Below are 19,248 nucleotides of genomic sequence, written 5' to 3'. Positions count from 1 at the left end.
AATCAGCACGCACCCGCCCCGGCCAAGCTATAGCCAGAAAGGGTGCGCGCCGGAATCCTCGATCAGTAGCGGTAGTAATCCGGCTTGAACGGCCCCTGGGCGGGAACGCCGATATAGGCCGCCTGATCGTCCTTGAGGGTGGTGAGCTTCACGCCGAGCTTGGCCAAGTGGAGCATCGCCACCTTCTCATCGAGATGCTTGGGCAGCACATAGACCTGGTTCTTGTATTTGCCGGTGCCGGCATTGGTGAAGAGTTCGATCTGCGCCAGCGTCTGGTTGGTGAAAGACGCGGACATCACGAAACTTGGATGGCCGGTGGCGTTGCCCAGGTTCACGAGGCGGCCCTGCGACAGCAGGATGACGCGCGCCCCCGAGGGCATGTGGATCATGTCCACCTGCGGCTTGATGTTGGTGGACTTGAAGTTGCGCAGTTCCGCCACCTGGATCTCATTGTCGAAATGGCCGATGTTGCAGACGATGGCCATGTCCTTCATCTGCTTCATGTGGTCGACGGTGATCACGTCCTTGTTGCCGGTGGCCGTCACGAAGATATCCGCCGTCGCCACCGCATCTTCCAGCGTCTGCACAGCAAAGCCGTCCATCGCCGCCTGAAGGGCGCAGATCGGATCAATCTCGGTGACGACAACGCGGGCGCCCGAGCCTTTCAGCGACTGCGCCGAGCCCTTGCCCACATCGCCATAGCCGCAGACGACGGCCACCTTGCCAGCCATCATCACGTCAGTGCCGCGGCGGATGGCGTCCACCAGCGATTCCCGGCAACCGTATTTGTTGTCGAACTTGGATTTGGTGACGCTGTCGTTGACGTTGATGGCCGGGAAAGGAAGTTCGCCCTTCTTCTGCATTTCGTAAAGACGGTGAACGCCGGTGGTCGTTTCTTCCGACACGCCGATGATCGAAGCCTTCACCTTGTCGAACCAGCCGGGGCTGGACTTGATGCGCTTCTTGATTTCGGCGAACAGGCATTCTTCCTCCTCGCTCTTGGGATGGGCGATGAGGGAAGGGTCCTTCTCGGCCTTTGAACCCAGCAGGATATAGAGCGTGGCGTCGCCGCCGTCGTCGAGGATCATGTTGGTGAGCTGGCCGTTGGGCCATTCGAAAATCTTTGCCGTATATTCCCAGTATTCCTTGAGCGATTCACCCTTGAAGGCGAAGACAGGGATACCGGCGGCGGCAATGGCGGCGGCGGCGTGATCCTGGGTCGAATAGATGTTGCAGGAGGCCCAGCGCACATCGGCCCCCAGGGCGGCCAGCGTTTCGATCAGCACCGCCGTCTGGATGGTCATGTGGAGGGAGCCGGAAATGCGGGCGCCACGCAGGGGCTGCAGCGCCTTGAATTCCTGCCGGGTTGACATGAGGCCAGGCATTTCCACCTCGGCCATGTCGATCTCCTTGCGGCCCCAACCGGCCAGCTTGATGTCGGCTACGTGATAATCATGGGCGTGTGCCATGGAGAACCCTCTGTCCTGCGGAAATGAAATCGCCGCCGCCTATAGCAGGCAGCGGCGAGAGCGGCAATGGATATATAAGGACTTCTTTATGTCTCCTGAAAGCCCGGATCAGTCATTGCGAAGCTGCCAGACTGGGATCTTCTTGCCGTTCCCCGACGGCTTCTTGCCGAAAAACGAGAGTCCGGGTGCGCTCGGCGAATAGAAACCGTCCAGAAAACCACCCGAGATGGTGATGGTGGTGTTCTTCATGCCCGCCTTCTGGACCATGGCGAAAAGCTTGGCGGCGTTATCGGGAGCCAGACGCACGCAGCCATGCGAGGCGCGGCGGCCAAGGCTCTTGATGTGATAGCTGCCATGGATGGCATGGCCGGCACCCGTGAAAAACATCGAGAACGGCATCGGCGCATCATCCCATTCCTTGGAGAAATGGTCCTTTTCCATGCGGAAGGGGTGAAAGGTGCCACTCGGCGTGTCATAGCCGGGGGCGCCCGTCGACACCGGCCATACATATTCCTGATCGCCATCGACGGTCACGGTCATCTTCTGGCTGACCTTGCTGATGGTAATGTCGATCTTGCTGGCGATCGCACCGGTTGCGCCTGAAAACGCGACCATCGCGCATGCCAGTGCGGCGAGAATGAAACGCTTCATATCTACCTCTGAACGAATCTGAGCCCCTTTGCCCTCTTAGGACATCAACAGGCAGTGGTCGAGATGCAGGGATGCATCACTCCTCATCGAATTTGCTGGCCACCAGCTGTTCCAAGGCAACGATTGCCGCTTCCGCCTGAGGCCCTGAGGCTTCGACGGTGATTGAGGTTCCCATGGCGGCGGCCAGCATCATCAGGCCCATAATGGAGGTGGCGGGTACGCTCTGGCCATCGCGGCTGACCGAAATATCGGCGTCAAAGCCTTCAGCGCATTTGACGAATTTGGCCGAAGCGCGCGCGTGCAAGCCGCGCTGGTTGATGATGGCCATTTCCCGGGTGACCGCACTCATGGGTCAATCCCCCAAAATCTGGCTGGCGATGTTGATGTATTTCCGGCCGGCATCCTGCGCCGTGATGGCCGCCTTTTCGAGATTGGCGTCCTTGCGGATGCGCGCCAGCTTGACGAGCATTGGAAGATTAAGACCTGCGACGACTTCCACCCGGCCCAGTTCCATCAGTGAAATGGCAAGGTTGGACGGAGTACCGCCAAACATGTCGGTGAGAATGATGACGCCCGCGCCACGATCAACCCTGGATATGGCATTGGCGATGTCAACCCGGCGCGCATCCATCTTGTCGTCGGCGCCGATGCAGACAGACTCGATATGCTCCTGCGGCCCGACGATATGGACGAGGGCGTGCACGAATTCCTCGGCGAGCCTTCCATGGGTGACCAGAACGAGACCGATCATCGCAACATTCCGGCTGCCGGCAAAGGCAAGCTCCCTCGGTTTTTTAACGGCCGCTCAGGCCAATGGGAGGCGCACAATGCCCCGATCATTGTGCGGTTGCAATATTGATTCATAGGCCGGAATTGACGCGAAGCGCCGCGCGGACGCGGGCAGGAGCCGAGAGGGCCCACGGGTCGATCTCATGCACTGGCAGGTGCTGGCCCAGGATTTCTGTCTGCTGCGGCACCGGCAGGCGCTCGATCTCCGCCGCCGGTTTGAGGCGCACCACCATCCGCAACACCGCGTCGAGTTTGCACGGCACGCGCACCACGCCAAGACCGCGAATTTCGAGAAGCCCCGCAATCGCCTGCGGCGCCTGGGCGCGGAGGCTTTCCTCTTCAACAGTGATGGTGACCTGATCGTCCGACACCAGCATCGCGCGCATGTCATCCAATCCGGTACCCAGACCCGGTTGATCGATCAGCCTGAGCGCCAGATCGGACTTGCCGCTGCCCGGAGGGCCGAGCAGCAGTACGCCCTGCCCTTCAATCGACACGCATGTGCCGTGCAGCGTAATGCGCTCAGGCATCCGGCGGTGTCCAGTCGTCCGGCACGGCGGGAATGCGAACAATGAAGCGCGCGCCCAGCACCGGACGCTCCCCGTCGGCAGCGATCTTACCCAGGCGGTTTTCGGCCCAGATGCGACCCTTGTGGGCCTCGACGATCTGCTTGGAGATCGACAGGCCAAGCCCCGAGTTGGAGCCGAAACTATATTCGGGCCGGTCGGTATAAAAACGCTCGAAGATGCGCTCGAGATTATCCGGCCTGATACCCGGCCCCTGATCATCGACCCTTACTTCGACATCGCCGCCAACCCGCCGGATGCGGACGGTGATCTTCGTGCCGGGGGACGTGAAAGACCGCGCATTGTCGATGAGATTGCGGATGACCTGTCCTAGGCGTGAATCATGGCCGAGCACGATATAGCCGCGCACCGGATCAACACCTGTAGGCAGGCGCGCTGTTTCGAAACTGATCTCGGCCTGTCCGTCTTTCCGCGTTTCATTGGCGAGCGAAACGATGGCCTGCAGCAGCTTCACCATATCGACGGGGCGCTGTTCGCTGCGCGCCAGTTCGGCATCAAGGCGCGAGGCATCGGAAATATCGGTGATGAGCCGGTCGAGCCGTTTCACATCATGCTTCACGATGTCGATGAGGCGGGTGCGCTGCTCATCGGTCTTGACATAGGCCAGGGTCTCGACGGCGCTCCGGAGCGAGGTGAGCGGATTCTTGAGCTCATGGCTCACATCGGCGGCAAAAGCCTCTATGGCATCGATGCGATTGTAGAGCGCGTTGGTCATGTCGCGGATGGCGCCGGACAAATGGCCGATCTCGTCGCGCCGGGCGGTGAAATCGGGAATTTCCACCCGGCGATTGATGCCGCGCCTCACTTGTTCAGCCGCAGCCGCGAGACGGCGAATGGGTTCGGCGATGGTGCCGGCGAGAAACACGGACAGAAGTGCTGTCACCAGCGCCACGAAGCCGAACGTGAACAGCACCACGCGGCGTTCGGCCTTAAGCACGTCATCGATTTCGCCACCAGTGGTGGAAAGAACAAGCGCGCCCAGCACGGCCTTGAAACGCTGCACCGGCACCGACACCAGCACGATGATCTGGCGCTTGTCATTCAGCCGCACGAGGCTGACGGATGCACCATTCAAGGCCGCAGCGACTTCGGGAAAATTCTTGCCATTGTCGAGGCCATATTCCTTCTGCACGGGATAATCATAGGCGAGCAGCCAGTTCACGAAACGGTTCCACTGGCGCGTAACCATGTTCGGTTCGGCGTCTCCGCCGATGGGCGGCAGATCGCTTTGCACGATGTCGCTGCGGCCATAGAGAAAGCGGCTGTCCACCACCATGTTGCCGTCGGGATCGATGATACGGGCGCGCACCGTGGTGTTGGTGAGCAGGCGCTTGAGGATGGGGGCGGCGGTTTCCGGATTGATGGGAAAATCGAGCGAGCTCAACTGGCTTGAATCGGACGCGCTGTCATCGGTGGTCGTATCATCAAGCGAATCGGGATCGATAACGATCGATCCGGTGTCGATGGTGGCCGAGCCTGCCACGGCGGCCGAAATGATGTGCGCCTGCGTCGTGAGAACTCTGCACACGGGCATCGATCAGGCCCTGGCGGAACTGGTTGAAATAGAGAATGCCCGCCACGAGAATGGCAAGGCCCAGCAGGTTGAGGAGAACGATGCGGCTGGTGAGGCGCTGCGGCGCCAGACGCTGGATGAGGCTGATATGCTCCGTATGCGGAACGGCCGGTTCAGACTGTTCGCCAGCCTCCTCGGCATCGTTCCGCTCGGCCGCTTCAACAGCCTTCACCTTGTCCAGCATCAGGCGCGCCCGTTCAGGCTCTATTGCTCCTTGAAGCGGTAGCCCACGCCATAGAGCGTTTCAATGGCGTCGAAGTCCGCATCGACCTGGTTGAACTTCTTGCGCAGGCGCTTGATGTGACTGTCGATGGTGCGGTCATCGACATAGACCTGGTCATCATAGGCGGCGTCCATCAGCGCGTCGCGGCTTTTGACGATGCCGGGCCGCTGGGCCAGCGACTGCAGGATCAGAAATTCGGTGACCGTCAGCGTCACGGGCTTGCCGTCCCACGTACAGGAATGGCGATCCGGGTCCATGGCCAGCTTGCCACGCTCGATCACCTTGGCGGCTTCCGTGGGGGCTGCCGCTGCATCGCGCGTGCCGGCACGGCGCATCACGGCCTTCACACGCTCGACCAGCAGGCGCTGGGAGAACGGTTTCTTGATGAAATCATCAGCACCCATCTTGAGGCCGAAGAGCTCATCGATCTCGTCGTCCTTGGAGGTCAGGAAGATGACGGGAAGATCGGTCTTCTGGCGAATGCGGCGCAACAGCTCCATGCCATCCATGCGCGGCATCTTGATATCGAAGATGGCCATATCGGGCGGCGTATCCTGCAGACCCTGGAGGGCGGCGGCGCCATCATTGTATTTCTGCACGCTGTAGCCTTCGGCTTCGAGGGTCATGCCCACGGAGGTCAGGATGTTACGGTCGTCGTCGACAAGTGCGATCGTCGGCATTGCTTGGTTCCTTGACTGGGCCCCCAATGGGGCTGGCTGTAGGGGCGGAACTGGAACAAAATGTGGCAGGCATGATAAAGCCTCTGCCCGGATATAGCGAGGACTGATCATGGTAAACCCCAGAACTTTCACCGGAACAGAGGCCCGTCAGCTTCTGCGGCGGGCCCGCACCGGCACGCTGGCGACGCTGAACAGGGAGGGTGGTATTCCCTATGCGTCGCTTGCCAATGTTGCAACAGACTTGGCGGGCTGGCCAATCCTGCTGATTTCGACCCTTGCCTGGCACACGCAAAACCTTCTCGCCGATCCCCGCGCCAGCCTGATGGTGGCGGAGCTTCCGGCGCAAGGCGATGCGCTGACTGGGGCACGGATGACAGTGATGGGACGATTCGAGAAGGTGGACGATCAGGCCCTCAAGCGGCGTTATCTGGCCCGCCACCCCACCGCCGGGTTCTATGCGGAGTTCAAGGATTTCGCCTTCTGGCGCATGCAGCCCGAACTTGTTCACGCTGTCGCTGGGTTTGGGCGGATTGAAACCCTTCAGGCCGATGAGGTGTTTCCGCAGGCCAGGGAGATGGCGGAACTGGAAGCGGGCGCCATTGCCCACATGGCTGAGGACCATGCCAATGCCGCCGGCCGCTATGCGGTGGAGTTGCTGGGCGCTGAGCCCGGGCCGTGGAAAATCCTCGGGATTGACCCTGATGGCTGCGATCTGGGGCATGGAGAATTGAGTCTGCGGCTGCCGTTTGAAGAGCCGGTTTTCACAGGCGGCGCGTTACGAGCCAAGCTGGCCAAGATGCTGAAGAATTGATTGTTTCAAATCATTTTTCTGATGTTCGTTACCGCATATTATTGATTTTAAACCATCTTTTTTCTTGAGCAGGATGGTTCCCGCAGCTAGTGTCCGGCCTTCCCAAGGAGGGCCGGGCATGGATACCGCTGTCGACAGTCTCATTCGTTCGCAATTGAGCACGCTGGGTCTGCGCTGGATCGGTCCGGTGTCCTGGAATGCCTCTGCCCCTGCACTTTATCAGGAGGCGCTGGCGCGCGGCGAGGCGCAGGTGGCGGATGGCGGGGCGCTGGTTGTTTCAACCGGAACCCACACAGGCCGCAGCCCCCAGGACAAATACATCGTCCGTGATGCCGAAACCGAAAATACCATCTGGTGGGACAACAACCGGGCGATGAGCCCGGCGCAGTTCGAAACCCTAAAACAGGACTTCATGGCGCATGCGCGGCTGAAAGCCCTGAGCGTGCAAGACCTCGTGGCGGGGGCCGATGCCGCACATGCGCTGCCGGTGCGCGTCATCTCGGAATATGCCTGGCACGCGCTGTTCATCCAGCATCTGCTGATCGTTCCGCCATCACGCGACGGCTTCGCGCCGAAGCTGACGATCATCGACCTTCCGAGCTTCAAGGCCGACTCGAAGCGCCACGGCACGCGCAGCGAAACGGTGATCGCCCTCGATCTCGCCCATGGGCTCGTCCTGATCGGCGGCACGCAATATGCGGGTGAGATCAAGAAGGCAGTGTTCACGGTGCTGAACTACCTGCTGCCGGCTGAAGGTGTGATGCCTATGCACTGTTCCGCCAATGTGGGACAGGCAGGCGATGCCGCCGTGTTCTTCGGTCTCTCAGGCACCGGTAAGACGACCCTCTCCGCCGACCCCCGACGCATGCTGATCGGTGACGACGAGCATGGCTGGTCAGAAGACGGCGTGTTCAATTTCGAAGGCGGCTGCTACGCGAAGGTCATCAACCTCTCCTATGAGGCAGAACCTTCGATCTTCGCCGCCACCAAAAGCTGGGGCACGGTTCTCGAAAACGTCGCCATCGATCCGGTGACGCGGCAGATCAATCTCGAAGACGGCAGCAAGACGGAGAATACGCGCGCCGCCTATCCGCTCTCCGCCATTCCCGGCGCCAGCGCCACGGGACGCGCGCCCATCCCCAGGACCATCGTGATGCTGACCGCCGATGCCTTCGGCGTGCTGCCGCCAATCGCCAGGCTCACGCCGCAGCAGGCGATGTATCATTTCCTGTCCGGCTACACGGCCAAGGTGGCGGGCACCGAACGCGGGGTGACGGAACCTCAAGCCACCTTCTCGACCTGTTTCGGCGCGCCCTTCATTCCGCGCCACCCCGGCGTTTACGGCAATCTGCTGCGCGGCCTGATCGCCCGGCACAATGTCTCCTGCTATCTCGTGAACACCGGATGGACCGGCGGCGCCTATGGAACCGGACGGCGCATGCCCATCGCGGTGACGCGCGCGCTTCTCGATGCAGCGCTGGACGGGCGGCTCGAATCCGGCGAATGGCGCACCGATCCGCATTTCGGATTTGCCGTGCCCACCGCGATTGACGGTGTCGACTCTTCGCTGCTCGATCCCCGGTCCACATGGGCAGACCCCACAGCTTACGATGCGCAGGCGCGCAAGCTGGTCGGCATGTTCGTGGAGAATTTCATGCGCTTCGAGGATCAGGTTTCGGCTGATGTCAAAGCCGCAAGCCCTTGCGTGCAACTGGCAGCGGAATAGTTTTCAATTCCGTGGTTCGTGGAAGGCGCAGAGAAGCGCCGTTTCACGTTTTGCCAATGGCGCATTGAACTGCATGCAGAGATGCGGGCCTTTGGGATCGCCGTCACGGCCTTTCTCACGGAAGAAGCGGCAATCCACGCAGGTTCCGAAAGCGGGATGGCCGCCATGCTTCAATTCGGCCTCCAGAAGCTCGCTGACTCCCCTCGCAAAACGACGCCGCGTCTTGCCGCCAAGATCATCCGCTTCCGCCGCCAGCCTTGCCCACGGATCATGTTCAAGGACAGCACGCCCCTGATCGGTGAGCGCCAGCGCCACGGACCGCTTTTCGCCGTCGCGCTGCTGCTTCGAAATGCACCCCTTGCGCTCCAGCGCCATCACGGTTTGCGAAATCGTGCCCTTGGTGGCGCCGAGATAGCGGGTGAGGGAGCCAGGGGCATTTGAAAAGCGGTTGGCGCGGGCGAGATAGCGCAGCGCCTCCCATTGCGCGGGATTGAGGCCGTGGCTGTGTTCCGCCGTGCGCATGAGGCGGGCAAGGCGCTCAAGCGGATGGGCAATGTCCACGCCTGACACATCATCCTCTTCGTCATCGCGCGCCATGGGCCTTCCTCATGCGATGCCGTTGATCTTCTTCAGGACATCGATCAGGCGCGGCACATAGCGTTCGCCGTAGCCCAGATTATCGGCCATCACCAGAAGCTGGTGCGTGCTCTCGGCCATGAAGGAGGCGACTGGCATGGTCTCGGTCATGTTGGTGTAATAGCGGAGATCCTTCCTGGCGTTGCGAATGGCGAATTTGGCGTGGCTGTCGTCATTGCTCAACGGCACATTGATCAGCCTGCTGAACATCAGCGATGCAGCGCCGCCCGACATCACGATATCGCGAAGGGCTTCCATGTCGATGCCTGCCTTGCTGGCGACGGCAATCGCCTCGGACGCCACCGCGGCATTGGCGATGGCGATAAAATTATTGAGGAGCTTGAGGCGGTGCGCCGCGCCCACGTCTCCCGCATAGACGATGGTATCTGCGAAAGTATCCAGAATGGGACGGATTTTCGCGAGAACGTCCTTCGGGCCGCCCACCATGAGGCCAAGTTTGCCGGCTTCGGCTTCCTTGGGCGTGCGCACCATGGGCGTATCCACGAAGTGACCGCCGTTGGCCGCCACATCGGCAGCGATCTTGACCGTTGAATCCGGCTCTGCAGTGGAGCAATCGGCAATGATGAGACCCTTCGGCATCGCAGAGAGAAGGCCGCTTTCACCATAAACAGCCTGTTCCACCTCCGGCGTGCCGGTGACGCAGAGGATCACCAGATCGGACTGCTTTGCCAATTCCGCCGGAGTCTTCGCCTCTTTCGCGCCCTTGGCGAGCAGGTCCTCGACGGGCGCGCGGTTGCGGTGGCCCATCACCGTAAGATCGAAGCCCTTTTCGACAATGTTCTTGGCGATGCCATGGCCCATGAGGCCGACACCGATCATTCCAACGCGCTTGATGCTCATGTCCTGCCCTTTCGTGTGATGAAACCCTGCAGCTGGTTCGCCTCAAGGATGAAAAGCCTGTCGCTGTCTTTGCGCACGAAGCCGTGACGCTCATAAAAGCGCGCAGCGCCTTCATTGAGATAATCGACTTCCAGCTTGATGAATTCCGCGCCCTTGCCGCGCGCGCGTTCCGCAGAGCGGACGAGGAGATCGAGGCCGACATTCCTGCCCCGCGCATCTTCGGCGACGAAGAGATCGACGACATAAAGGCCCTTCGCGCCGCGCCATGTCGAATAGGTCATGAGGCCGAGGCAGGCGCCGATGATGCGGTTCTCTTCTTCGGCCACCACAACATCGATCAGATCACGGCTTGAAATGAGGCCTTCAGGCGTCAGCTTCGGCACGGATTGACCGACATGACCCGCTAGGCCCCGCACCATTTCAACCACCGCTGGCGCATCGGCATCCGCCATCGACCTGATGGTCACGCTCATGCGCCAAGACCTTTGAGAAGAGACGCAAGATTGAGGCCGAGGTTGGGAGAGGGATATCCGCCTTCCTGCACCACCAGAGTGGGCCAGCCTGCCGAGGCGATCATGCGGCCGATGTCGCTGAACTCCGGCGTCCGGATGGCGAAGCCCTGAAAAGGATCGTCCTCCGCAATATCAAGACCGGTTGCCAGCACCAGCACATCAGGCGCAAAGGCTGCAATACGCTTCAGCGCAGTTTCGAGTGCCGCAAGATATTCCCCGATCCCGATGCCGCGTTCCAGCGGCAGATTGAGATTGAAGCCCTCGCCTTCGCCCCGCCCCCGCTCTTCGGCAAACCCCCAGAAATAGGGATAGAAGCGTTTGGGGTGTGCATGGATCGACACGGTGAGGACGTCCGCACGGTCATAGAATATCGCTTCCGTGCCATTGCCGTGATGCACGTCGATATCGAGAATGGCGGTGCGCTTTCCGGCGCGGTTGAGCTTTTCGGCGGCGATCGCCGTGTTGTTGAAATAGCAGAAGCCTGCCGCCATGTCGGCGGAGGCATGGTGTCCCGGCGGGCGGCACAACGCATAGACGAGCTTTTCGCCTTCGAGCATGCGCGTTGCGCCGTGTGCTGCCGTTGCGGCACTGGCGCAGGAAGAGGCCCAGGTTTCGGCGAGGATCGGACAGGAGCCGTCACCCAGATGATAGCCGCACTGGCCCACGACACTGTCGGGATAGCCGGTGGGTGGAAGATTATTGCGCCCCAAGGCAAAGCAGTTGGACATCGGATAGGCGCCTGCCTCCGGAAGCCTTGACCAGCGCGTCCAGACATTCTCGAGGAATGTGAGGTAGCGGGGCTCATGCACGAGTTCCAGCACTTCGCGCGTGATGGCGGGCGGCCTTTCCAGCATGAGGCCCACCCGGCGGACGCCTTCCAGCAGCATGTCGATGCGGGCCGGGATTTCGGGGCTCGGCTGCGCCTTGCCGGCGGCGATATATTCCGCAGGCGCATGGGCGCGCTGCGCGTCGTCAAAAATGGTGATCATCGGTTTGCTTAGCCCCAATCCGCTCTGCTAATAGCTTGCCAACAGTGGTTTTTCAAAACAAGGCGAGTTTTTCCCATGCTGGCACGCGCAGAAGCCTCTTCCCACATTCACTCCACCGGCGGCCTCCCGAAGGTCGTCTGGGCCAAGGGCAGCTATCTGCATGATGCCGAGGGCAAGCAGTATATCGACGGGTCCGGCGGCCCTGCCGTTTATTGCATCGGCCATGGCAATGCGGAAGTGAATGACGCCATCAAGACGCAGCTTGACCGCATTGCCCATGGCTACCGCTACAATTTCACCACCGATGCGCTGGAAGAACTGACCGAGATCATCCGTGGGCGCTGCGGCGGCACGCTCAACCACATGGTGTATGTGACGGGCGGATCGGAAGCGGTCGAATCCTGTCTCAAGCTGGCGCTGCAATATCATTCGGCACGGGGCGACATGAGCCGCAGGCGTTTCATCGCCCGCGAACGTTCGTGGCACGGCAATACGCTGGGCGCGCTCTCCGTCTCGGGCTTCCTCGAGCGCAAGAAGCCGTTCGAGGGGTCGCTGCTCGATGTCTCGCGCCTCTCGCCCGTCAATGCCTATCGCCCGGTGGCGGGCGCCACGCCCGAAACGCTGGCCGAGGTGTGCGCCAAGGAACTGGAAGACGAAATCCTGCGCGTGGGGCCGGACAAGGTGTGCGCCTTTATCTTCGAGCCCGTCGTGGGTGCGGCGGGCGGTTGCGTGCCCGCGCCTCAAGGCTATGCCAAGCGTATCCGCGCGATCTGCGACCGCTATGGCGTGATCATGATTTCCGACGAGGTGATGTCGGGCGCCGGGCGCTGCGGCCATTGGCGGGCGCTGGAGCGCGATGGCGTCGAGCCCGATATCATGTCCGTCGCCAAGGGGCTTGCCGCAGGTTACCTGCCGCTGGGCGCCGCCATCTATAATGACAAGGTGGCAGATGCGATCCACAGCGTTTACGGCACGCCGATGACCGGCCACACCTTCACCGGACACACCGCCTGCTGTGCGGCGGGCGTGGCGGTGCAGAAGATCGTCCAGCGCGAGAAGCTCGTCGAGCGCGTGCTGGCGAACGAATCCAAATTTATCGCCATGATCAAGGAGGCGACGCGCGATATCGAGGCGGTGGGCGACGTGCGCGGGCGCGGCTATTTCATCGCCGCAGAGCTTGTGAAAAACCGCAAGACGAAGGAACCCTTCGCCGCCGAGCACAAGCTGTTCATGCATATCCGCCAGAAGGCGCTGGACAATGGGCTGATCTGCTATCCCGTGGGCGGCAATGCCGATGGCATCAATGGCGATGTGGTGATCCTGGCGCCGCCCTATAATTCAACCGATGCAGAACTCGACGAGATCGTTACCAAGACGGCGAAATCCATCCGCGAGGTGCTGGCGGACAAGAGACTGGGATAGCGCTCAATACCAGTCGCTGCGCTCTGCATCGGGCGGCATCTGGGCAGGCGTGCGATTGAGGAACGCATCGGAATGAACGATGGTGCGATCCTGTTCCAGCAACACCACGGCATACATCGGCGGTTCGTTACTGTAGACGGTGTCCACAGCGCCTGGCACCAGCGGCAATTGGTGGTTGAGGCTCGGCAAGGCCGAGAACGGAATGCCGCGCCATTGTCCGCTGATGGTGCGGTGGGCGTGGCCGAAGAACATATGGCGGATGTCATGCCCTTTAAGGAGGGTGGCGAACGCCTCCGGCTCTTCCAGTGCGATCAGATCCATCAGCGGATGGCCAATGGCGAAAGGCGGATGGTGCAGGAAAAGATAGACGGGCGCGCCATCTGCCTTTTTCAGTTCCCCCTTAAGCCAGGTGCGGCGCTCTTCATCATAAAGCCCTGCCGAAGAGGGCGGCCCTTTGAGCGTATCGAGAAACAGGAAGCCGTTGCCGCCGCGCGTGACCGCAGACTGGACCATGCCGTCGCCGCCAAACACGCTGCGGAATTTTTTCCGGTCATCGTGGTTGCCGAGCATGAGATGGGTTTCGAGCGGAAAATCCACGAGCCTTTTCTTGAGTGCGTCATAGGCTGAAACTTCGCCGCGCTCCGTGAGATCCCCGGTGATGGCGACGAAGGCGGCATCGGCATGATGGCGCGCGATATCGGCGAGGCAGGCATCCAGCTGCGCCCAAGGGTCTAGCCCCCATAGCAGCGCTCCCGGCACGGTGAGATGGAGGTCGGTGAGGTGGATAAATTTCACAAGGGCTGCCCTTCTTCGAGGCGGAGCCGTGAACCGCGCAACAGCCCCGCCGCCTCGACAATCGGATAGCCCGCCGAGACGATGTGGGAGTTGATGCGGTGCAGGTCGCGGATCATGTCGACATAGAGCGCGCTTCTCCTGAGTGCCTTGCCCGAGCCACGGCTGCCGGTGCGGAAATGGCCATCGAGCACGGAATTCTCCAGCGCGCGGAAGGCATCCTTCTGGGCGATGAGGCGCTTCGCCCCTTCGACATCGCCGGACGACAGCACGCCGGTGGCGATCCTCAGGTTCTCATGGATGATAAGACAGAGATCATCGAGCGAGGCCTGTTCCTCGACGCTGAAGGCCACGCTTTCTTTCGCCTTGGTCTTGATGCGGTCGGCGAGGTTCAGGTGGATGACGTCGCCCGCATGTTCGAGGTTGCTGGTATAGAGCGTGATCTCCAATGCACGGCGGCTTTCCTCGGGCGACAATTCGCGCTGCGCAAGGTCGGAAATATAGGACTGGACGGCGGTGTGATAGGCGTTGAGGCGTTCATCCAGGCCTTTAAGAAGTTTAAGCGTTTCAAGGCTGCCGGTACGCAGCGCCTTGAGGGCCGTTTCGAACATGCGATCCAGCACTTCGCTCATGCGCACGGTTTCAAGAACGGCGTTGGAAAGCGCTACGGTGGGCGTTCCCAGTGCCACGGCATCGAGATAGCGCGGCTTTGCCAGCGTATCGGCATCAAGCTCGGCATCGGGGATGATGCGCTTCATGAGCCGCTCGACGAGGCCGGTGAGCGGCAGGAAGAGCAGTCCGGTTACGGTATTGAAGATCGTGTGGAAGGCGACCGTCATCTCCACCGGGCGGAACGGCATCTTCATCACGAAGGGCGTCAGATGCGGCAGGAAGGCGAGCGCCAGAATGGCCATGAAGCCCCGGCACAGGAGATTGCCGAGCGGCAGCCGCCGCGCCGCGGGCGGCAGGGAAAAGGTCGAAGAAACCGCGGGCAGCCCACCGCCGAAATTAATGCCGAGAATGAAACTCAGCGCGCCCGCCACTTCGAGGCTGCCATTGGAGAGGAAGGATGCAACCAGCAGAATGGCGGCAAGGGTGGAATGGAACATCCACGCCATCAGCGCGCCGAGCAGGAAGGCCAGCACCGGTTCATTGCCCACCGACGCCAGCACGTCATGGAACAGGCTGGCATCTTTCAAGGGCGCGGTTGCGGTTGAAATCAGCTGCAGCGACAGCAGCATGAGGCCGAAGCCAATGAGGATGCGGCCGACATTGTGGGGGCGGAACTCGGATGAGGCGTTGAAGGTGACATAGCCCGCAAAGAGCAGGATGGGCGAGGCCCACAGGGCAAAGCTGCTGCCCGAGGCAAAGACGCTCGACACCACCGCCGAGCCGATATCAGCGCCAAGAAGAACCGCCAAACCCAGCGCCGTGCCAATGGCGCCTGAGGCCGCGAGGCCAGTGAGGATCAGCCGCATCGCCGTGCTGCTGCCCAGAATGGCCGTCGCCACGCCGCCCGCCACGAAGGCCGACAGGCGATTGCCGAGTCTCAATTCGATGAAGGACCGGAGGCGGTCGCCCCAGGCGCGCATGACGCCGGTGCGCACCATGCGCACGCCCCAGAGCAGCAGGGCCACCCCGCCCAGCAAATTGACGATGACGAGGGTGCCCTGGTCGTTCAATCCCGCTTCAACCCTATGCCGGCCACGGCAAAGACCATGTCTTCACATTGGTGAAAAACTTCATGGCCTCCATGACGCCTTCCTTGATGCCGTTGCCGCTGTCCTTGATCCCGCCGAAGGGCGACATTTCGATGCGGTAACCCGGCACTTCCCAGATATTGACGGTGCCAACGTTCAGCCCTTCGACAAAGCGCGTCATGCGCGGCAGGCTGTTGGTGCAGACACCGGAGGAGAGGCCGAAGGGTGTGGAGTTGGAAATCCTCATCACCTCGGCATCATCATTGGGAACCCGCACGATGGGGATGACGGGGCCGAAGGTTTCCTCGAACACCAGTTCCGACTGGTGCGGCACGAAATCAACCGTGATGGGCGGCAGAACGGCACCCTTGCGGCCCGGATCATAAAGCACCTTGGCGCCCTGTTCCGCTGCCTTATAGACGCGCTCCTCGAACACTTTGGCCGCCGCCTCATGAACCACGCAGCCCAGATCGGTTTCGGGATTCATCGGATCGCCGAACTTGATCTTCTTCGCCTTGGCGAGGGTGAGCTCCACGAATTTGTCGGCCACTTTCTCCTGCACGAGAATGCGCTTCACCGCCGTGCAGCGTTGGCCGGAATTTTTCGTGGCACCGGCAACCGCGAGCTCCGCCGCCTTGTCGAGATCACTGCCGGAAAGATCATCAAGGATGATCAGCGGATCATTGCCGCCGAGTTCCAGTGCGGCGCGCTTGTAGGCGGCCTTGGCAGCGATGATCTTGCCGACGCGCACGCCGCCCGTGAAGGTGATGACGCTGATGTCAGGGTTGGTCACCATCTCATCGCCGATGGCGTCCGGCCAGCCGGTGACGACCTGGAACATCTCCGGCGGCAGGCCCGCTTCATAAAGAATATCGGCCAGCGCAATGGCGGTGAGCGGCGTCAGTTCCGTGGGCTTGCACACCACGCAATTGTTGGTGGCGATGGCGGGCGCCACCTTGTGCGAGACCATATTGAGGGGATGATTGAAGGGGGTGATGGCGGAGATCACGCCCACCGGCTCGCGCTTGGTGAATATCTTGCGCGCCTTGCCCTGGGGCGTCAGATCGCAGGAAAAGATCTGGCCATCGTCAAGGATCGCCAGTTGGCCAGCGAGGGAATAGACGTCATAGGCGCGCCCACATTCATAGAGCGAATCCTTCTTGGACAAGCCCAGTTCCAGGGTGATGAGGTCGGAAAGCTGGTCCTTGCGGTCGCGGATCAGCTCCGCGGTGCGGAAGAGGATCTGCTGGCGTTCATAGCGCGTGAGCTTCGGCTTATAGGCCGCCGCGATGGCGAAGGCCTTTGCCGCATGTTCGGCGCGGCCTGCGGGCACTGTGCCGATGACTTCATTCGTATAGGGATAGTGAACCGGCACGACATCATCGGCATCGACCTTGCGGCCGCCGATGCGCATCGATTCCCGGATGACCGGGTGGGTGGATACGGGCGCGTTCATCTCAAGCCTCCGCCAGATTGTTGCAGCCGATGAAGAAGGCATCGAAATTGCGCAAGGTCTTGGGCAGATGCGCCAGCTTGCGGTTGGAGATCACCGGGATTTCCTGTTCCGTCAGCCCGCCGTGGGAGCGCAGCGGCTCCTTGAGGCCGGACAGATCATGCTTCTCGCGGCTGGTGCCGATGACCTTGGAAGCCGCAGGGCCGCCGGAAATCACGATCACATCGCCGGTGCGGTCTTCCGGCAATTCAAAGCGCGCGCAGCCGTCCGCCCTGTTCACGACCACATCGATGCCGGGTTGCGATTTTATCTCCGCCATCACATCGGCGACGGCGGGGCCATAGACATAAACGGTAGCGAAAGAACCCAGTGCGCCGTGATGCACGACGTAAGGGTCGGTGATCGGCAGGATCACCTTGGTCTTGCCCGATCCGAATTTCCTGTCGAGCACGTCCTGCAGGTAGATCACATCGGGTTCGCCATTGGGAAGATGCTTGTCCTTCATGCCATGGTCGGCGACGATGACGATGGTGGCGCCACCTGCATCGAGCTGGCCCAGATATTTGTCCATCATCGCATAGAAGGCGTTGGCGCCCCTGGAGCCTGGCGCGTATTTGTGCTGCACGTAATCGGTGGTCGAGAGATACATGAGATCGGGCTTCATGGAAGCAAGCAGTTTGACGCCCGCCGCGAAGACGAATTCCGACAGTTCAGCCGAATAGACTTCCGGCACGTCCATCCCCACCATGGCGCAGACATTCTCGATGCCATTGTCCTTGAGCGTCGCCTTGTCAGCCTTCTCGGAGGAAAAGGCCACCGCCGTGCCATCGAACACCAAGCCCTTGCCGAGCAGCAGGCGCAGCTTGTCCTTGGCGGTGATGACAGCGACCTTGGCGCCCTGCTGCTGGAAGGCGGCAAAGATGGTGGGGGCGCGCAGCCATTTGGGATCGTTCATCATGGTCTCCTGCCCGGTGGCAGGATCGATCAGATAATTGCCGCAGATGCCATGCACGGCGGGCGGACGCCCGGTGACGATCGACAGGTTGTTGGGATTGGTAAAACTCGGCATGGCGGAGAGGCCGCGCAGGTTTTCGCCCTTGGCGATCATCTTCTTGAGATTGGGCATCAAGCCCTGCTGCATGGCAATTTCCATATAGGCAGGTTCGCTGCCATCGCAGCAAATCACCACCAGCGGTGCCTTGGGCCAATGATAGTCACGGCCATTCACGGAAACGGTTTTCATTCTCTTCAGGCCTCAAGCGGGGTGAGATCGGTGACGTTCATTTCGGCAAGCGTTTCGCGGATGGCGGCGAGTACGCCCTGTATCACTTTTTCGTCCACCTGGCCGATGGAACCGATGCGGAAGCTCGGGCGCTTCGTCAGCTTGCCGGGATAGATGGCAAAGCCACGGGCGCGCAAAGCCTCATAGAAATGCTCGAAATCGAAGTTGGGGTCACGCGGCGTGAGAAACGTCTGGATGATGGGGCCTGCTTCATTGTCGTTGAGCAGCGTCGAGAAGCCCATGTCGCGCATGCCCTTGATCAGAACCTGAGCGTTCCTGGCGTAGCGCGCGCCACGGGCGGCGACACCGCCCTGCTGCTCGAATTCCTTGAGCGCCTGATGAAAGGCGACCAGCGCGTGGGTGGGCGGAGTGAAGCGGAATTGCCCGTTGGCCTCGAGGCCTTTCCACTGTTCATAAAGATCGAGCACGACGGAGTGGCATTTGCCTTTCGAGGCTTCCAGCAGATCACGCTTCACCAGAACGTAGGAGAAGCCCGGCACGCCTTCGATGCATTTGTTGGAGGACGACACCATGACATCAATCTGCGACGCCTCCATGTCGAGGGGCAAAGCACCGAAGGATGACATGGCGTCGACAAGATAGGTTTTGCCTTTCGCCTTCACGGCGCGGCCAATGTCATGGATGGGGTTCACGATGCCGGAGGTGGTTTCGCAATGGATCACCCACACATGCGAGATGGCTTCATCCGCCTCGAGGGCTGACGTTACATCCTCCGCCGTGGGTGCGGCGCTGTCGCCCTTGTCGATCTTGACCACCGGGCGGCCAATGCGTTCGAGGATTTTGGCGGCGCGGTCGCCGTAGGCTCCGTTTGCCACCACCAGCGTCTTGGCCTCGCCCGAGGGGCAGAAGCAGCCCAGTGCCGCTTCGATGGCGAAAGTGCCGGAGCCCTGCATGATCACGCATTCATAGTCGGCACCACAGGACGCAGCCTTGAGAAGGCCCTTGCGGATATCCTTCACCACCTGGCGGAATTCGATGTCGCGAGAGCCCCAGTCGGCCAGCATGGCCAGCTTCACGGTGCGTGACGTGGTGAGAGGGCCGGGCGTCAAGAGATAAGGCATGTCTTCCTGG

20 protein-coding genes are annotated in these 19,248 nt (G+C 61.1%); 3 read left to right on the top strand and 17 right to left on the bottom strand.

Going from position 1 to position 19,248, the window contains the following annotated elements; all coding sequences use genetic code 11:
- Nucleotides 1–62: 62 nt before the first annotated feature.
- From ahcY to QM694_RS13755, 8 genes are all read right to left on the bottom strand, one after another.
- A complete protein-coding gene (gene ahcY, locus QM694_RS13790) occupies nt 63–1,469 on the bottom strand; it encodes an adenosylhomocysteinase (protein ID WP_415007506.1) in 1,407 nt (468 codons plus the stop codon).
- 108 nt (nt 1,470–1,577) lie between these two features.
- Nucleotides 1,578–2,120, bottom strand: a complete 543-nt coding sequence (locus QM694_RS13785) for a L,D-transpeptidase (protein ID WP_415007505.1) — start codon at nt 2,118–2,120, stop codon at nt 1,578–1,580.
- 76 nt (nt 2,121–2,196) lie between these two features.
- Nucleotides 2,197–2,469, bottom strand: a complete 273-nt coding sequence (locus QM694_RS13780) for an HPr family phosphocarrier protein (RefSeq protein WP_415007504.1) — start codon at nt 2,467–2,469, stop codon at nt 2,197–2,199.
- A 3-nt stretch (nt 2,470–2,472) separates the two neighbouring features.
- On the bottom strand, nt 2,473–2,871 hold the full coding sequence (locus QM694_RS13775; protein ID WP_415007503.1) for a PTS sugar transporter subunit IIA: 399 nt from the start codon (nt 2,869–2,871) through the stop codon (nt 2,473–2,475).
- A gap of 109 nt (nt 2,872–2,980) precedes the next feature.
- The gene (locus QM694_RS13770) at nt 2,981–3,439 is read right to left on the bottom strand and encodes an HPr kinase/phosphorylase (RefSeq protein WP_415007502.1); all 459 of its coding nucleotides are present in this window, start codon (nt 3,437–3,439) and stop codon (nt 2,981–2,983) included.
- Nucleotides 3,432–5,024 (bottom strand): stimulus-sensing domain-containing protein, encoded by a 1,593-nt coding sequence (locus QM694_RS13765; RefSeq protein WP_415007501.1) that lies wholly within the window; start codon nt 5,022–5,024, stop codon nt 3,432–3,434. Before QM694_RS13765 ends, QM694_RS13770 begins: the two co-directional genes overlap by 8 nt.
- Nucleotides 4,921–5,253: a sensor N-terminal transmembrane domain-containing protein gene (locus QM694_RS13760; protein WP_415007500.1), complete on the bottom strand. Its 333-nt coding sequence runs from the start codon at nt 5,251–5,253 to the stop codon at nt 4,921–4,923. Before QM694_RS13760 ends, QM694_RS13765 begins: the two co-directional genes overlap by 104 nt.
- A gap of 20 nt (nt 5,254–5,273) precedes the next feature.
- Nucleotides 5,274–5,972: a response regulator transcription factor gene (locus QM694_RS13755; protein ID WP_415007499.1), complete on the bottom strand. Its 699-nt coding sequence runs from the start codon at nt 5,970–5,972 to the stop codon at nt 5,274–5,276.
- Between the two features lie 109 nt (nt 5,973–6,081).
- Between QM694_RS13755 and QM694_RS13750 the strand changes: the two genes are divergently transcribed.
- Complete coding sequence (locus QM694_RS13750; protein ID WP_415007498.1) at nt 6,082–6,783, top strand: HugZ family protein; 702 nt, start codon at nt 6,082–6,084, stop codon at nt 6,781–6,783.
- Nucleotides 6,784–6,901: 118 nt separating this feature from the next.
- Nucleotides 6,902–8,509, top strand: coding sequence for a phosphoenolpyruvate carboxykinase (locus QM694_RS13745; RefSeq protein WP_415007497.1), 1,608 nt, complete (start codon nt 6,902–6,904; stop codon nt 8,507–8,509).
- Between the two features lie 3 nt (nt 8,510–8,512).
- On the opposite strand, the gene QM694_RS13740 is transcribed toward QM694_RS13745, so the two are convergent.
- From QM694_RS13740 to QM694_RS13725, 4 genes are read right to left on the bottom strand one after another with little or no spacing between them, the layout of a single operon-like run.
- Nucleotides 8,513–9,106: a MarR family winged helix-turn-helix transcriptional regulator gene (locus QM694_RS13740; protein WP_415007496.1), complete on the bottom strand. Its 594-nt coding sequence runs from the start codon at nt 9,104–9,106 to the stop codon at nt 8,513–8,515.
- Between the two features lie 9 nt (nt 9,107–9,115).
- Nucleotides 9,116–10,006 (bottom strand): NAD(P)-dependent oxidoreductase, encoded by an 891-nt coding sequence (locus QM694_RS13735; RefSeq protein WP_415007495.1) that lies wholly within the window; start codon nt 10,004–10,006, stop codon nt 9,116–9,118.
- Complete coding sequence (locus QM694_RS13730) at nt 10,003–10,479, bottom strand: GNAT family N-acetyltransferase (RefSeq protein ID WP_415007494.1); 477 nt, start codon at nt 10,477–10,479, stop codon at nt 10,003–10,005. The genes QM694_RS13735 and QM694_RS13730 overlap by 4 nt, the downstream gene beginning before the upstream one ends.
- Nucleotides 10,476–11,507 carry a histone deacetylase family protein gene (locus QM694_RS13725; protein WP_415007493.1) on the bottom strand — a complete coding sequence of 344 codons (1,032 nt, stop codon included), beginning with the start codon at nt 11,505–11,507 and terminating at the stop codon, nt 10,476–10,478. Before QM694_RS13725 ends, QM694_RS13730 begins: the two co-directional genes overlap by 4 nt.
- Before the next feature lie 75 nt (nt 11,508–11,582).
- Between QM694_RS13725 and QM694_RS13720 the strand changes: the two genes are divergently transcribed.
- Entirely contained in the window at nt 11,583–12,929 is a 1,347-nt protein-coding gene (locus QM694_RS13720) for an aspartate aminotransferase family protein (protein ID WP_415007492.1), read from the top strand.
- A 3-nt stretch (nt 12,930–12,932) separates the two neighbouring features.
- Here the strand turns inward: QM694_RS13720 and QM694_RS13715 are convergent, their stop codons facing one another.
- From QM694_RS13715 to QM694_RS13695, 5 genes are read right to left on the bottom strand one after another with little or no spacing between them, the layout of a single operon-like run.
- On the bottom strand, nt 12,933–13,724 hold the full coding sequence (locus tag QM694_RS13715) for a phosphodiesterase (RefSeq protein WP_415007491.1): 792 nt from the start codon (nt 13,722–13,724) through the stop codon (nt 12,933–12,935).
- Nucleotides 13,721–15,403 (bottom strand): Na/Pi cotransporter family protein, encoded by a 1,683-nt coding sequence (locus tag QM694_RS13710; protein WP_415007490.1) that lies wholly within the window; start codon nt 15,401–15,403, stop codon nt 13,721–13,723. The genes QM694_RS13715 and QM694_RS13710 overlap by 4 nt, the downstream gene beginning before the upstream one ends.
- Before the next feature lie 13 nt (nt 15,404–15,416).
- On the bottom strand, nt 15,417–16,877 hold the full coding sequence (phnY, locus tag QM694_RS13705; protein ID WP_415007489.1) for a phosphonoacetaldehyde dehydrogenase: 1,461 nt from the start codon (nt 16,875–16,877) through the stop codon (nt 15,417–15,419).
- A 1-nt stretch (nt 16,878) separates the two neighbouring features.
- Entirely contained in the window at nt 16,879–18,117 is a 1,239-nt protein-coding gene (gene phnA, locus QM694_RS13700) for a phosphonoacetate hydrolase (RefSeq protein ID WP_415007488.1), read from the bottom strand.
- Between the two features lie 5 nt (nt 18,118–18,122).
- Nucleotides 18,123–19,238 (bottom strand): 2-aminoethylphosphonate--pyruvate transaminase, encoded by a 1,116-nt coding sequence (locus QM694_RS13695; protein ID WP_415008633.1) that lies wholly within the window; start codon nt 19,236–19,238, stop codon nt 18,123–18,125.
- Nucleotides 19,239–19,248 lie beyond the last annotated feature (10 nt).

This window comes from Aestuariivirga sp., assembly GCF_047602625.1.
In the GTDB taxonomy this organism is placed as follows: Bacteria; Pseudomonadota; Alphaproteobacteria; order Rhizobiales; family Aestuariivirgaceae; genus Aestuariivirga.
The sequence above is the reverse complement of the archived record's forward strand: the minus strand, read 5'-3'. Positions and strand labels throughout refer to the sequence as shown.